Annotated in this window: 13 protein-coding genes; 11 read left to right on the top strand and 2 right to left on the bottom strand. The window is 70.4% G+C overall.

The features are described 5' to 3' along the window. Position 1 precedes the first annotated feature (1 nt). The 3 genes from MA875_RS09175 to MA875_RS17800 are packed head-to-tail and all read left to right on the top strand — an operon-like array spanning position 2 to position 3830. Complete coding sequence (locus MA875_RS09175; protein WP_248241956.1) at positions 2-2287, top strand: DNA polymerase III subunit gamma and tau; 2286 nt, start codon at positions 2-4, stop codon at positions 2285-2287. Next, entirely contained in the window at positions 2287-2880 is a 594-nt protein-coding gene (gene recR / locus MA875_RS09170) for a recombination mediator RecR (RefSeq protein WP_248241954.1), read from the top strand. The genes MA875_RS09175 and recR overlap by 1 nt, the downstream gene beginning before the upstream one ends. Continuing rightward, a complete protein-coding gene (locus MA875_RS17800; protein ID WP_248241952.1) occupies positions 2877-3830 on the top strand; it encodes a DMT family transporter in 954 nt (317 codons plus the stop codon). Before recR ends, MA875_RS17800 begins: the two co-directional genes overlap by 4 nt. Here MA875_RS17800 and MA875_RS09160 read toward each other — a convergent pair whose 3' ends face one another. Continuing rightward, positions 3831-4328, bottom strand: a complete 498-nt coding sequence (locus tag MA875_RS09160) for a hypothetical protein (protein ID WP_248241950.1) — start codon at positions 4326-4328, stop codon at positions 3831-3833. A gap of 122 nt (positions 4329-4450) precedes the next feature. Here MA875_RS09160 and MA875_RS09155 point away from each other — a divergent pair, with 122 nt between their 5' ends. Beyond that, on the top strand, positions 4451-5737 hold the full coding sequence (locus tag MA875_RS09155; RefSeq protein WP_248241947.1) for an aspartate kinase: 1287 nt from the start codon (positions 4451-4453) through the stop codon (positions 5735-5737). Here the strand turns inward: MA875_RS09155 and MA875_RS09150 are convergent. Further along, on the bottom strand, positions 5716-6318 hold the full coding sequence (locus MA875_RS09150; protein ID WP_248241945.1) for a TetR/AcrR family transcriptional regulator: 603 nt from the start codon (positions 6316-6318) through the stop codon (positions 5716-5718). The two genes, MA875_RS09155 and MA875_RS09150, sit on opposite strands and share 22 nt — an antisense overlap. A gap of 69 nt (positions 6319-6387) precedes the next feature. Between MA875_RS09150 and MA875_RS09145 the strand changes: the two genes are divergently transcribed. The 7 genes from MA875_RS09145 (at position 6388) to MA875_RS09115 (ending at position 14625) form a co-directional block, all read left to right on the top strand. Then, complete coding sequence (locus MA875_RS09145; RefSeq protein WP_248241943.1) at positions 6388-6969, top strand: dihydrofolate reductase family protein; 582 nt, start codon at positions 6388-6390, stop codon at positions 6967-6969. Positions 6970-7119: 150 nt separating this feature from the next. After that, the gene (locus MA875_RS09140) at positions 7120-8196 is read left to right on the top strand and encodes an aspartate-semialdehyde dehydrogenase (RefSeq protein ID WP_248241941.1); all 1077 of its coding nucleotides are present in this window, start codon (positions 7120-7122) and stop codon (positions 8194-8196) included. Positions 8197-8295: 99 nt separating this feature from the next. Beyond that, a complete protein-coding gene (locus tag MA875_RS09135; RefSeq protein ID WP_308221513.1) occupies positions 8296-9807 on the top strand; it encodes a malate:quinone oxidoreductase in 1512 nt (503 codons plus the stop codon). A 25-nt stretch (positions 9808-9832) separates the two neighbouring features. Next, positions 9833-11827 (top strand): DUF2207 family protein, encoded by a 1995-nt coding sequence (locus tag MA875_RS09130; RefSeq protein ID WP_248241932.1) that lies wholly within the window; start codon positions 9833-9835, stop codon positions 11825-11827. 29 nt (positions 11828-11856) lie between these two features. Further along, positions 11857-12510 (top strand): thymidine kinase, encoded by a 654-nt coding sequence (locus MA875_RS09125; RefSeq protein WP_248241930.1) that lies wholly within the window; start codon positions 11857-11859, stop codon positions 12508-12510. A 91-nt stretch (positions 12511-12601) separates the two neighbouring features. After that, positions 12602-13357: a FadR/GntR family transcriptional regulator gene (locus MA875_RS09120; RefSeq protein ID WP_248241929.1), complete on the top strand. Its 756-nt coding sequence runs from the start codon at positions 12602-12604 to the stop codon at positions 13355-13357. Further along, entirely contained in the window at positions 13354-14625 is a 1272-nt protein-coding gene (locus MA875_RS09115; protein ID WP_282448862.1) for an alpha-hydroxy acid oxidase, read from the top strand. The genes MA875_RS09120 and MA875_RS09115 overlap by 4 nt, the downstream gene beginning before the upstream one ends. The last annotated feature ends 11 nt before the right edge of the window (positions 14626-14636 follow it).

Here is a 14636-nt window from a genome sequence, read left to right as displayed (position 1 = left end):
GGTGACCACCGCCCTGTACCGCCGCTATCGCCCCGAGGCGTTCGGCGAGATGATCGGACAGTCGCAGGTCACCGAGCCGCTCATGACCGCGCTGCGCAGCGACCGGGTCGGTCACGCCTACCTCTTCTCGGGCCCTCGCGGATGCGGGAAGACGACGTCGGCGCGCATCCTCGCCCGCTGCCTGAACTGCGCCGAGGGCCCGACCGACACCCCGTGCGGCACCTGCGAGAGCTGTGTGGAACTGGGTCGAGGCGGCGGCGGCTCCCTCGACGTGGTGGAGATCGACGCCGCGTCCCACAACGGCGTCGACGACGCCCGCGACCTGCGGGAGCGGGCGGTCTTCGCGCCCGCGCGCGACCGGTTCAAGATCTTCATCCTGGACGAGGCGCACATGGTCACCCCGCAGGGCTTCAACGCCCTGCTGAAGCTCGTCGAGGAACCGCCGGAGCATGTGAAGTTCATCTTCGCCACGACCGAGCCCGAGAAGGTCATCGGCACGATCCGGTCGAGGACCCATCACTACCCGTTCCGGCTCGTGCCGCCCGCGGCGATGCTGGAGTACGTCCAGACGCTCTGCGAGAGCGAGGGCGTGACGGTCGAGACCGGTGTGCTCCCGCTCGTCGTGCGCGCCGGAGGCGGCTCGCCCCGCGACACCCTGTCGCTGCTCGACCAGCTGATCGCCGGGTCCGACGGACCGGTCGTCCGCTACGAGCGGGCCGTGGCCCTGCTCGGCTACACCCACGGCGAGCTGCTGAACGAGGTCGTCGACGCCTTCGCCGCCGCCGACGCCGGTGCGGCGTTCGCCGCGGTCGACAGGGTCGTGCAGACGGGGCAGGATCCCCGACGCTTCGTCGACGACCTCCTCGAGCGGCTGCGCGACCTCATCATCGTCGGAGCGGCCGGTCAGGGCGCGGCGGCAGTGCTGCGCGGGACGTCCGAGGACGACCTGGCGCAGATGATGCGCCAGTCCGACGCCTTCGGGGTCGAGCGGCTCTCGCGCACCGCCGACATCGTCATCAGCGCCCTCGACGAGATGACCGGGGCGACCTCACCCCGACTCCAGCTCGAGCTGATGATCGCCCGGGTGCTGACCCACACCGGCGCGACCGCGGGCGGTGCTGCGTCCGCGTCGGGCGCCCACGTCGCATCCGTCCCGGCGCCTCCCGCGTCATCGCCCGCCCCCGACGGGACCGCGGCGCCTCCGGTGGCGGCTGCTCTCGCCCCGGCGCCTCCTGTAGCCGCTCCTCCTGCGGCGGCGCCTCCTGCCGCTCCCGCTCCCGCGGCAGAGGCGACACCCTCGCCCGCCGTGCCGTCCACGTCCGCGGCGCCGACCACGCCCCCGGCGCCGACCCCGATTCAGCCGGTCGCCACCCCGCCCGCGGGGTCTGTCACGCTGGAACTCATGCGCAACGCCTGGCCGGAGGTGCTCGCCCGGCTCGAAGACCTCAGCCGTTCCTCGTGGCTGGTGGTCACGACAGCCCGCGTCGCCGACCTGCAGGATGACGTGCTCACCCTGACCTTCCAGAGTCAGGCCGACATGGCGAAGTTCAAGCAGCGCAGCGCCGGCGCAGGGCCCAGCGAAGATCTGCGCACCGCGATCCAGGGCGTCCTCGGGCTGCGGGTGAAGTATCTCGCCCGTCACGACGCCGGCGGCGATCCGCCCCGTGGCGGTGGCCCGCGCGACGGTGGGGAGGATGGTCCGCCACCGCCTCCGGATCCGTTCGACGACCCGGGCCCGGCCGAGCCGTCCGGGCGCGGTGGGGGAGCGCGCGAGGCGCCCGCAGCACCGCCGCGGTCGGCCTCTCTGCGCGGCGCGCCCGATCGCTCCGTGGCCTCCGCGCCGAACCCGACGGCGCCAGGTGGCGTGGCGTCGGTGACGGAGTGGGCTGTCGCCCCGGTCCCCCGCGACGCCGTCGATTCCGACGCGGACACTCGAGCCGAGGCCGGGGAACGCGGGATCGCGACCTTCGCTGTGGACGACGACCCCGAAGACGCCGCGGTCGAGGCCGCGCGTGTGCGTGCCTCGGGCACTGTTCCCCGCCGTGAGGGGCAGGTGCTCCCGGCATCCGAGGTCGTGACGACGGCGGAACCCGACGACGAGGGCGATGTCGAGGTGGCGGCGACGGCGGCCGACGCGCCCGTGCCCCCGGTGATCGCGCCGCCCCTCGCGACTCCGCCGCGGGCGGCAGGCGGGATGCAGCGCTACGGCGAGGCGGTCGTCCGTCAGGTGCTCGGGGCGCGATTCGTCCGTGAGGAGCCGCACGAGGCGCCGACGAGGTTCAGCTGATGTACGACGGCATCGTCCAGGATCTGATCGACGAGTTCGGACGCCTTCCCGGCATCGGACCGAAGTCCGCTCAGCGGATCGTGTTCCACATCCTCCAGACGCCGAACTTCGACGTGTCGCGCCTGTCGCACCTGCTCGCCGACGTGCGAGACAAGGTGCGGTTCTGCGAGATCTGCGGGAACGTCTCCGAGCAGGAGCGCTGCGCGATCTGCCGTGACCCGCGCCGCAACGCCACGCTCATCTGCGTGGTCGAGGACGCCAAAGACGTCGCCGCGATCGAGCGGACGCGCGAGTTCCGTGGGTTGTACCACGTGCTCGGCGGGGCGATCAGCCCCATCGCGGGCATCGGCCCCGACGACCTGCGGATCGCCTCCCTCATGCAGCGCCTCGCCGACGGCACCGTGCAAGAGGTCATCCTCGCCACGAACCCCAACCTCGAGGGCGAGGCGACCGCGACCTACCTCAGCCGGCTGCTGCACACCCTGCAGATCACCGTCACCCGGTTGGCGTCGGGGCTGCCCGTCGGAGGCGACCTCGAATACGCCGACGAGGTGACCCTCGGGCGGGCCTTCGAGGGCCGGCGCTCGATGTGACCGCGCCTGTCACCGCGCCTCCGGCCGGAGGTCGCTTCACCACGCGCGGCTGGGTCCTCTTCGCCGTCATGTCGGTGCTGTGGGGCATGCCCTATCTGTTCATCAAGGAGGCGGTCGAGACGATCTCCCCGGCGGGTGTGGTCGCCGGCCGGACCCTTGCCGCCGCGCTGCTGCTGCTGCCCTTCGCCCTCCGCGCGAAGGCGCTTCGTCCGGCGTTCGCCAGAATCGGATGGGTGCTGGCCTTCGGTGCGATCGAGATGGCGGGGCCCTTCTTCCTCCTCAGCCACGCAGAGCTGACGCTGTCGTCGGGCTTGACCGGATTGCTCGTCGCCACGGTGCCGCTCTTCGCCGCGATCATCGCCGTCATCGGCGGCGACCGCGCCGCCCTCCGCCCGTCGCGAGTGCTGGGTCTTGCGATCGGGTTCCTCGGCGTCGGTGTGATCGTCGCCGGGCCCGCCATCTCCGAGGGTGAGGTCGTCGCCGGGCTCATCGCGGTGGGCGAGGTGCTCCTGGTGGCCGTGCTGTACGCCACCGCCCCGTTCATCGTGGCCCACAAGCTGCGCGACGTGCCGCCGCTCGGCACCATCACCGTGTCCCTGCTCGCGGTCGGGGTGTGCTACCTGCCGGTGGCGCTGATCGTGCAGCCGGTGGTCCCGAGCCCGCGGAGCCTCTGGGCGCTCGGCCTCCTCGCGGTCCTGTGCACGGCCCTGGCGTTCATCGCCTTCTTCGCCCTGATCCGCGAGGTCGGGCCCGCCCGCGCGCCGCTGTTCACCTATCTCAATCCCGTCGTCGCGATCCTCCTCGGGGTGATCGTCCTCTCCGAGCCCCTCACGGTCGGGCTGCTCCTCGGGTTCCCCCTCGTCATCCTCGGATGCTGGCTCGCCGCCACCGGGGGAACCGTGCGGCCGCGCCGGGCCGCCGTCGACCCGCCGCCGGTCGCTCCGGGCTGATCAGCGCAGCACCTCCACGAGCGCGATCCACGACACCAGGAGCGCGGAGGCGATGGTGAGCAGAGCCGCGATCGCGGCGGCGTACAGGCCCGCGGGGTGACCGAGGAGAAGAGCGATCCCCGCGACGGCGTACGCCGCGATCGGGACGAAGCCGATCACCGCCTTCGCCGCCGGAGGACGGGTGTCATCGCCCGGCGGGGGAGTGCGCACGATGACGCGGGCCGCGTGGATCTGGAAGATGGCCGCGATGAGGGTGAGAACGACGGTGACGGCGCCGTAGGCGACGGTGTCGAGCGCGGGGACCAGTCCCACGGCGGCGATCGAGAGGGCGACGACGAGCGCCACGATGCTGGCTCCCAGCCGGGCCGTGACGGTGGTCGCCCGGATGACCTCGCGGATGTTGACGCTGGCCGCGACGATCACCAGTCCCGCCAGGGCCGCAGCAGCACCCACGATGGCCACGTTGAAGTCCGACCACGCCGTCAGTTCCGCCGTCATGGTCGGCAGGGTACATGGAAGTCGGGGAATGCGACGGTCCGTAAGATGGAAGTTCGGTGCGCCGTCCCGTCGCGCGCCGTCGCCGGGCGCCGTGGCGCCAGACGTACGCGGGGGTTCTACACGTGGCGTTGATCGTCCAGAAATACGGTGGCTCGTCCGTCGCCGATGCCGAGAGCATCAAGCGGGTCGCCAAGCGGATCGTCGACACCCGACGCGCCGGACACGAGGTCGTCGTGGCCGTCAGCGCCATGGGCGACACCACCGACGAGCTTCTCGAGCTCGCGGGCAAGGTCGCCCCGATGCCGGCTCCGCGCGAGCTCGACATGCTGCTCTCCAGCGGGGAGCGGATCTCGATGGCGCTGCTGGCGATGGCCATCCATTCGATGGGTTTCGAGGCGCGCTCGTTCACCGGCAGCCAGGCGGGCATGATCACGGATGCCACGCACGGCGCCGCACGCATCGTCGACGTCACGCCGGTGCGCCTCCGGGAGGCGCTCGATGACGGCGCGATCGTGATCGTCGCCGGGTTCCAGGGCTTCAACCGCGACACGCGCGACATCACCACGCTCGGCCGCGGCGGGTCCGACACCACCGCCGTGGCCCTCGCCGCCGCGCTTCAGGCCGACGTGTGCGAGATCTACAGCGATGTGGACGGGATCTTCACCGCCGATCCGCGGGTCGTGCCCCGCGCGCAGAAGCTCGGGAGCATCTCCAGCGAGGAGATGCTCGAACTCGCCGCCAACGGCGCGAAGGTGCTCTACATCCGCGCCGTGGAGTACGCCCGTCGGCACGGTGTGCTGATCCACGCGCGCTCGACGTTCAGCCCGGACGTCGGGACGTGGGTCGTGGGGCCGGGTCAGAGTCTTCCCGAGGGGGAAAAGGGAGAGAACATGGAAGAGCCGATCGTCGCAGGAGTGGCCACCGACCTCAGCCAGGCCAAGATCACCGTCATCGGTGTGCCGGATGTTCCCGGCAAGGCCGCGGACATCTTCAAGATCGTCGCCAAGTCGGGCGCGAATGTCGACATGATCGTCCAGAACGCCTCCGCGGCGGCAACCGGGCTCACCGACATCTCCTTCACCCTCCCGAAGTCCGATGCCACCGCGGCGCTGAAGGCGCTCGCCGGCGAGCAGGCGGAGGTGGGGTTCCAGAGCCTCGTCCACGACGACCAGATCGGCAAGCTCTCGATCGTCGGTGCGGGGATGCGCACGCACTCGGGCGTGGCGGCGACGCTGTTCGAGGCGCTGAGCGTCGCGCGGATCAACATCGAGATGATCTCAACGTCGGAGATCCGCACCTCCGTGGTGGTCCGCGGCGACAACCTCGGCGAGGCGGCCCGCGTCGTCCACACCGCGTACGGTCTCGACGGTGAGACCGAGGCCGTCGTCTACGCCGGCACCGGACGCTGACCCGCGGGCGGGTCATCGCCCAGGATCCCGCGCACGAACGCCTCGACAGCGGCGTCGGTGGAGATCTCGGGGTCGATCGACACCGTCAGCCGGTCCAGCACCAGTCCCTCCAGGGCGTAATGGAACAGAGCGATCTCGAAATCGCCGCCGGGGAGGCCGGCGCCCCGGTTGAACGCGACGTCGGCGGCGAAGCCGGTGCGCATCCACTCCGTCAGCGGCCCGGCGATTTCGGGATTGCGGGCGGCCTCGACGCGGAGGGTGAAGAGCGCGAGCGTGACCTCGCGGTCGGCGAGCAGTCGGCGCACGATGTCGCGCGCGTATTCGGCGAACAGCGAAGGGGTCGGGCGGCGGTCGCGCCACGCCTCATGCACGGTCGGGTCCGGCGCCAACCGCTCGCCGATCCGCTCGACGAGGGCCGCGATGAGCGCGGCACGGCTGCGGAAGTAATTCGACGCCGTGCCGAGAGGGACGGCCGCCTGGGTGTCGACGGCGCGGTGCGTGAGGCCCCGCATACCCTCGCGCGCCACGACCGAGAGCCCCGCGTCTGCGAGCATCTGCCGCCGTGCGTCGTTCCGGGCCACACCGTCACCCTAGCGGAACCACAACATGTGTCGTAGGTTAACCACGACACATGTTGTGAAAGGAACGCCATGACCGAACTCGTCTACTACGTCGCGACCAGCCTCGACGGGCGCATCTGCGCACCCGATGGCCGGTTCGACGCGTTCCTTGCAATCGGTGATCATCTCGAGGCGATCCAGGACGACTGGCCCGACACGCTGCCCTCCGGGTTCTACGAACAATCCGGCTCGACGGCGCCGCGCGGGAGGTTCTCCACCGTCCTGATGGGCTGGAACACCTTCGCTGCGGGTCTGGGGGTCACCGACTCGCCGTACGCCCATCTCGACCAGATCGTCTTCTCGCGGACCCGCACCCGGGCTGACGTAGGAGCCGGGGTGCGCATGGTGCACGGCGAGCCGCGGCGGGTCGTGAGCGAGCTGAAGGAGCGCGGCGGCGGTGACATCTGGCTCTGCGGGGGCGGGGACCTTGCCGGCCAGCTGATCGAGGAGATCGACCGTCTGGTGCTGAAGGTCAATCCCGTCGTCTTCGGTGACGGTCGTCCGCTCTTCGCCGCCGGCGACGACCCGGCCGCGTTCACCCTCGAGAAGAGCCGGACGTTCCGCTCCGGGGTCGTCATCAACGAGTACGCCCGTCGTCGTCCGGGAACGTGAGGCGCATGTCCAGCCTCGCGCTCTCGCATCCGCGTATCGGCTCCATCCAGTTCGCCGTCTCCTTCGGTGCCGCCGCACTCGGCTGATCGAGGCGGGCCAGCGGCGTCACACAGGAAAAGGCCCGCAGCCCGAGCGATAGACTCCCTGACCATGGCCCGCATCTCCGACTCCGGTCTGTCCCTCGCCGTCGTCGGTGCCACCGGTCAGGTCGGCACCGTCATGCGCGAGATCCTCCTGGAGCGCTCGTTCCCCATCCGTGAGCTCCGCCTCTTCGCCACCGCGCGCTCCGCGGGTACGGCGGTGGACTTCGCCGGGCACACGGTCGTCATCGAGGATGTCGCCACCGCCGACCCGCAGGGCATCGACATCGCCCTGTTCTCGGCCGGCGCGACAGGCAGTCGCGCGCACGCGCCGCGCTTCGCCGAGGCGGGCGCCGTCGTCATCGACAACTCCAGCGCCTGGCGCATGGATCCCGAGGTGCCCCTCGTCGTCAGCGAGGTCAACCCGCACGCGATCGACGACGCCGTCAAGGGCATCATCGCCAACCCGAACTGCACGACGATGGCGGCGATGCCCGTGCTGAAGCCGCTGCACGCCGAAGCGGGCCTGGAGCGACTGGTCGTGAGCACCTATCAGGCGGTGAGCGGATCGGGATTGGCCGGGGCCGAGGAACTGCTCGGTCAGGTCGAGGGCGTGCTGGCCCAGGGCGACACGCTGCGCCTCGTCCATGACGGCTCAGCGGTGGACTTCCCCGAGCCCGAGAAGTACGTCGCCCCGATCGCCTTCGACGTGATCCCCCTCGCCGGGAACCTCGTCGACGACGGCGCGAACGAGACCGACGAGGAGAAGAAGCTCCGCAACGAGAGCCGCAAGATCCTCGAGCTCCCGGGCCTGCGCGTGGCGGGCACATGCGTCCGGGTGCCGGTCTTCACCGGCCACTCGCTCAGCATCCACGCGGAGTTCGCCCGTGAGATCTCGCCGGCACGAGCCACGGAGATCCTCGCCGATGCGCCGGGTGTCAGCCTGGAGGAGGTCCCGACGCCGCTGCAGGCGGCGGGCAAGGATCCGAGCTTCGTCGGTCGCATCCGGGCCGATCAGTCGGCGCCGGAGGGACGCGGCCTCGTGCTGTTCGTCAGCAACGACAACCTCCGCAAGGGTGCGGCACTGAACGCCGTGCAGATCGCCGAGCTCGTGGCATCCCGGCGGTTCGCCGGCGCCGGTGCGTGATCGACCGGTCTTTCGACGGCGAGAAAGTTCCGTCATCCTTTCGCCGCACCAGGACCCCGGTCCGATCGGGATGTTTCGCCCGACGCGTAGAATCGAGTCGTGACTGATTCCTCCGATCCCGAGACCCCACCGGCGGCACCAGACGAGGTCATCGACGTCGTCCTGATCGGCGGGGGCATCATGTCGGCGACCCTCGGGACACTCCTGAAGGAGGTCCAGCCCGACTGGAAGATCGTCGTCTACGAGCGCCTGAGCGAGGTGGCGCAGGAGAGCTCCAACGCGTGGAACAACGCCGGAACCGGTCACGCGGCCCTGTGCGAGCTGAACTACATGCCGGAGGGCCCCGACGGATCGCTCGACCCCGCCAAGGCCATCGCGATCAACGAGCAGTTCCAGCAGAGCCGCCAGCTGTGGTCATCCCTGGTGGAGAAGGGCGTCCTCGACGAGCCGTCGACCTTCATCAACGCCACCCCGCACATGACCTTCGTCACCGGTGAGAAGGATGTCGCCTACCTGCGCAAGCGCTACGCGGTGCTCAAGCAGCAGCCGCTGTTCGCCGGGATCGAGTACAGCGAGGACTCCCGGGTGATCAACCAGTGGGCGCCGCTGCTGATGAAGAAGCGGAAGAAGGGCGAGCCCTTCGCGGCGACCCGGGTGCCCAGCGGCACCGATGTCGACTTCGGGGCGCTCACCCGTCAGCTCTTCGACGACCTCGTCGACAAGGGCGCCGAGGTCGTCACCAACCGCGAGGTGAAGAGGATCCGGCGCGCCAAGGACGGCTCCTGGCGGGTCATCTGGCGGAACACCATCGGCCACACGCCCGGTGAGACCCGCGCCCGCTTCGTCTTCGTCGGCGCCGGGGGATGGGCGCTGAAGCTGCTGCAGTCCAGCCGCATCCCCGAGATCCGCGGGTACGGCGTCTTCCCGATCGGCGGACAGTGGTTGAAGACCAGCAACCCCGCCCTGGTGGCGCAGCACCGCGCGAAGGTGTACTCCCAAGCGTCCGTCGGTGCCCCGCCGATGTCGGTGCCCCACCTCGACACCCGCGTCGTCGACGGGCAGGCGTCCCTCCTGTTCGGGCCCTTCGCCACCTTCAGTCCGAAGTTCCTCAAGAACGGCAAGATCACCGACATCGTCGCGCAGGTGCGTCCGGGGAACATCCTGCCGATGCTCAAGGTCGCCGTCGACAATCCCGGCCTGATCAAGTACCTCGTCGGGGAACTGCTGAAGAACCACGCCCGGAAGGTCGACAGTCTCCGCGACTTCATGCCGACGGCGCGCGACGAGGACTGGGAGCTGCTGCAGGCGGGCCAGCGTGCCCAGGTCATGAAGAAGGATGCCAAGAAGGGCGGCGTGCTGCAGTTCGGCACCGAGGTCGTCACCTCCGCCGACGGCACGATCGCCGGGCTGCTCGGGGCCTCGCCCGGGGCCTCCACGGCGGTGTCGATCATGCTCGGGCTGCTGAAGACGTGCTTCCCCGACCGCATCGACGCGTGGGAGCCGCGCCTCCAGCAGCTGATCCCGAGCTACGGACACACGCTGAACCCCCGACCGGAGGTGGCGGAGGAGGTCCTCTCCGAGACCGCGGAGGCTCTCGCCCTCACCGCCTGAGGATCGCGATCGCTACGCTGGCGCCGTGGGGATCGCGAAGAGCGTGGTGGTCGGAGCCGTTCTGGCGGCATCCGCGAGCGGTCTGGTCTCGTCAGGGGCAGCGGCCGCGGCTTCGGCCGGAGCGCCCGTCAGCGTCGTCGCCGCCGATGTCGACGACTTCTCCTACGACTCCTTCCGAGGCGAGTACTGGCTCGGGCGGGAGGCGAACGGGCAGAGCGCGCTGTTCACCACCGAGACGATCGTCGCGCGTTTCCCCGACGTCGACCAGAACCGGGGGATCGTCCGCGCCCTGCCGAAAGCCGATTCGGGGGTAGAGCACGACACGACGGTCGTGAGCGTTCAGGGCGCTGACGGGGTGCCCATCCCGTGGTGGATCGAGGAGGACGAGGACTTCGTCTACGTGCTCACCGGCGATGACGACTTCGTTCGCGGCCTGCAGACCTACGTCATCTCCTACACGATGACCGACGTCGTCGTCAGATACGACGACACCGACGCCGACGAGTTCACGTGGGACACCGTGGGCACCGATCACGCTCAGCCCTTCGGCAGCGTCGAGGCGATCGTGCATGTGCTCGGCGACCCGTCCGATGATCTGCTGCCGGGTCGCGCCTACTGCTACACCGGACCCGCCGGGTCGACCGAGCGATGCGATATCCGTCCGGTCTCACCGCCCTCGCAGCTGGAGGGTCCCGTCGCCCTCTGGGCGACAGGGCTCGATCCAGGGGCTCCGGCCATGGTCGGCGCGTCGTTCGAGGCGTCCGACGTCGACCTCGGCCCCGACGAGAACATCACCGTATCGCTCGGATTCGCCACCGGCGCCTTCGCCGCGGTCTCACCGCCCCCGCCGCCGCCCTATCCGTGGTGGGAGTGGACGCTCCCGGCCGCGGCATACCTGGCCGGTGTCGGGGGCTTCGTCTTCGTCGCCGTGCTTCGTGCGCTGCTGCGGCGCAACCCCGACCGCACTCCGGTGATCGTGCAGTACTCGCCCCCGGTGGATGAGTCACCCACGCTGTCGGCCGGGGTGTGGGGGACGCCCGAACGCGCCCTGGCCGCCCACGTGGTGGATCTCGCCGTGCGCGACAAGGTCGAGATCGTCGCGTCGGGAAAGCGGGCCGACGCCGACGACTTCTCCGTCGTGCTCCGCGACACCACCGGTCTCGCCCATGACGACCGCCGCGTCGTGACCGCCCTCTACGGCAAGGACGCCGAGATCGGCGACCGGATCGACCTCGGAGCGTTCGCCCGGACGCCGCCCACTCGAGCGGTGACGTACGTGCGGCAGATCGACCGGGCCACCATCGACCGCGGGTATCGAACCGCCACGCCCGGATGGGTCGGACGAGTGCGGGGCCTGCTGCAGATCGGAGGTCTCGTCGTCGCCATCCTGCTGTGCTTCTTCGTCGACGAGGTGCCCTCGGTCGTGCGGGATCTGGGTGCGGCGGGGGGATGGATCTACGGACTCGCGATCGCGAGCGGCTTCGCCGCCTTCGTCATCCTGCCGTTCTTCTCGGTACCCGGATCGACTCTGACCCTGGCGGGCGGAAAGCACCGCACGTACCTCGAGGGCGTGCGACGCTATCTGCTCCTGGCTGAGGAGCAGCGTCTGCGGGCGGCGCAGGCCCCGGGCACCGCCGACCTGGTCACCTCCGGCAGACGCTCCTTCGGCGAGGCGCCGGGCACACCCGGCGCCGACGTGGTCAATCTGTACGAGCGCCTGCTTCCCTATGCCGTCCTGTTCGGGATGCAGCGGGAGTGGATCGAGGTGATCCGTGCGGCAGGCGATGCGCCGGTGGCCGAGGTGAGATCGCGGCTCGCCCTCTTCGATGCCGTCACCACCGATTCGCTCTCGCGGGCATCGTCGTCGATCGGCAGACTCGCGGTGACCCCGGTCTCGCGCGGCTCATCGTCGTCGTCGTCGGGATCGTCGTCCTCGCACAGCTGGTCGTCATCGGGCAGCTCCAGCGGTGGGGGATTCTCGGGCGGAGGGGGCGGCGGCGGCGGCTTCGGCGGGCGGTGAGACGATCGCCCGGGGCCTAGACTCGCGGGGTGGCGAAGCTCTATTTCCGGTACGGGGCGATGAACTCGGGGAAGTCGACCGCGCTGCTCCAGGCCGCGTACAACTACGAGGAGCGCGGACAGCACGTCCTGCTCGCCAAGCCCGCGATCGACACCAAGGATGCCGCGAAGGTGTCCAGCCGCCTCGGGGTCACCCGGGATGTGGACTTCCTGGTGGGGCCCGACGACGACATCCGCGGGCTCTTCGCCGAGCATCGCGAACGCGTCAGGCACGCCGAGGATGATGCCCTCGTTCCCGAGGCGGGGGAGGCGAGCCCCGATGTGGCCTGTTTCCTCATCGACGAGGCGCAGTTCCTCACGCGCGAACAGGTCGACGACCTTCTTCGCATCGTCGTGCTCGACGGCGTGCCGGTCCTCGCCTACGGCATCCGCACCGACTTCCGCACCGACGCATTCCCCGGGTCCGCCCGGCTGATGGAGCTCGCCCACAGCCTGGAAGAGCTGAAGACCATCTGCCGCTGCGGACGTAAGGCCCTCTTCAATGCTCGACTCGTCGGTGGCCGGTTCGTCTTCGACGGCGACCAGGTGGCCATCGACGAGCTCTCGGCCGACCGCGTCACCTACGAGTCGATGTGCGCGGAGTGCTACCTGCGCGAATCGGGCGGACGCCTCGACGGCAGGTGAGCGTCCTCGGGCGCGCGTGAGCCGGTCGCGCGGGTTGCTTGCGTGTGGTCAGACCACAGAGTAGGGTGGCGGTCTGTTCAACGGAGTCGCCATGCCCACACCGGACGGTCCACCGCAGCCCGCACCGCGGGCCTGGCAGGTCGTGCTCGAGCACATCGAGCGGGATCTGCTCGACGACACGCTCTCGCCCGGCGACCACCTTCCTCCCGAGCGCGACCTCGCCGCGCGACTGGGCGTCGGACGCTCGAGCGTCAGAGAAGCCCTGCGGGTGCTGGAGGTGATGGGGCTGATCCGAACCGGAACGGGCTCGGGTCCGAACTCCGGCGCGGTCATCATCGCAACCCCGCGGGGTGGCATGTCGGCCCTCCTCCGTCTGCAGGTTGCCGCGCACGGGTTCCCGCTCGACGACGTCGTGCGCACCCGCGTCGCGCTGGAGAGCGCGGTCGTCGAAGACCTGGCGGCTCAAGCGACCCCCGACACTGCGCCGGTCCGACACCTCCTGGATGCGATGGATGCCCCTGACCGCACCCGGGAGGAGTTCCTGACGTTGGACGCGCAGTTCCATCTCGGCCTCGCCGAGGCATCCGGCAACCTCGTCATCACCGCCACGATGGCGGGGCTCCGCAGTGCGATCGAGTCCTATGTGCGGATCGGGGCGGCCCGCGTGGCGGACTGGCCGGCGATGGCCGCGCGGCTTCAACGCGAGCATCGCGACATCGTGCGGGCGGTCGAGCAGGGCGATCCGACCCTCGCGCGCGATCTCGCGCGCGCCCACATCACCGGCTACTACGCCGACGCGCAGCTCGCCCGGGAAACCCCCGTGCCCCCCGAGAGGATCACGCCATGACCGAGCCCATCACGAGGCGGCAGCTGCCGGTGCCGGCGGACCTGCGCGAGCTCATGCGGTTCAAACGGCCCGATCTGAACGCGACGCGTCGACGCCTCGCCTCGGCCCTCACCATCGCCGACCTCCGCGCGGTCGCGCAGCGCCGGACGCCGAAGGCGGCGTTCGACTACACCGACGGCGCCGCCGAGGGCGAGTTGTCGCTGGCGCGCGCGCGGCGCGCCTTCGAGGAGGTGGAGTTCCACCCGTCGATCCTCCGACCCGCGGAGCATGTCGACACCTCCCTCAGCGTCCTCGGCGGTGCCAGCGCGCTGCCCTTCGGGATCGCTCCGACCGGATTCACCCGGCTGATGCACACGGCGGGGGAGCGCGCCGGTGCCTCGGCGGCGGGAGCCGCCGGGATCCCCTTCACCCTCTCGACGCTCGGCACGACCTCGATCGAGGACGTCGAGGCTGCGAATCCGCGGGGCCGCAACTGGTTCCAGTTGTACGTCATGCGCGACCGCGAGATCTCCTACGGTCTCGTCCGACGGGCCGCGGCGGCGGGCTTCGACACCCTGCTGTTCACCGTCGACACGCCCGTCGCGGGGGCGCGCCTGCGCGACAAGCGGAACGGGTTCTCCATTCCGCCGCAGCTGACGCTCGGCACGGTGCTGAACGCCCTCCCGCGACCGTGGTGGTGGTTCGATTTCCTCACCACGCCGAAACTCGAGTTCGCCTCGCTGACGTCGACGGGTGGGACGGTCGGCGATCTGCTGGATGCCGCGATGGACCCGACCATCAGCTACGACGACCTGGGTGTCATCCGCGATCTGTGGCCGGGGAAGCTCGTCGTCAAGGGAGTGCAGACGGTGGGGGACGCCGTCCGCCTCATCGAGGCGGGAGTGGACGGCATCGTGCTGTCCAACCACGGGGGCCGTCAGCTCGACCGTGCGCCCGTGCCGTTCCATCTGCTGCCGCGCGTGGTGCGGGAGGTCGGCCGTGATGCCACCGTCATGGTCGATACCGGCATCATGCACGGCGCCGACATCGTCGCCTCGATGGCCCTCGGCGCCTCGTTCACGCTGATCGGACGCGCCTATCTGTACGGTCTGATGGCCGGCGGCAGGGCGGGCGTCGATCGGGCGATCGCAATCCTCCGCGACGAGATCGAGCGCACGATGCGCCTCCTCGGGGTATCCACGCTCGCCGGACTCGAGCCCTCGCACGTGACGCAGCTGACCCGCCTGGTGCCGGTGAGCGACGCGGTGCGCACGGCGGCGGAGCGCTGAGCGGTTCTCAG

The sequence above is a fragment of the Microbacterium kunmingense genome, assembly GCF_023155745.1.
Lineage (GTDB): Bacteria > Actinomycetota > Actinomycetes > Actinomycetales > Microbacteriaceae > Microbacterium > Microbacterium kunmingense.
Note: the sequence above shows the minus strand (reverse complement) of the source record. Positions and strands in the feature narration are given on the sequence as shown.

What these genes read in the sequence shown, in the direction of transcription:
- MA875_RS09160 (WP_248241950.1), bottom strand. Translation starts at nt 4,328, where the DNA reads ATGACGGCGGAACTGACGGCGTGGTCGGACTTCAACGTGGCCATCGTG.
- recR (WP_248241954.1), top strand. Translation starts at nt 2,287, where the DNA reads ATGTACGACGGCATCGTCCAGGATCTGATCGACGAGTTCGGACGCCTT.
- MA875_RS09145 (WP_248241943.1), top strand. Translation starts at nt 6,388, where the DNA reads ATGACCGAACTCGTCTACTACGTCGCGACCAGCCTCGACGGGCGCATC.
- MA875_RS09120 (WP_248241929.1), top strand. Translation starts at nt 12,602, where the DNA reads ATGCCCACACCGGACGGTCCACCGCAGCCCGCACCGCGGGCCTGGCAG.
- MA875_RS09115 (WP_282448862.1), top strand. Translation starts at nt 13,354, where the DNA reads ATGACCGAGCCCATCACGAGGCGGCAGCTGCCGGTGCCGGCGGACCTG.
- MA875_RS09140 (WP_248241941.1), top strand. Translation starts at nt 7,120, where the DNA reads ATGGCCCGCATCTCCGACTCCGGTCTGTCCCTCGCCGTCGTCGGTGCC.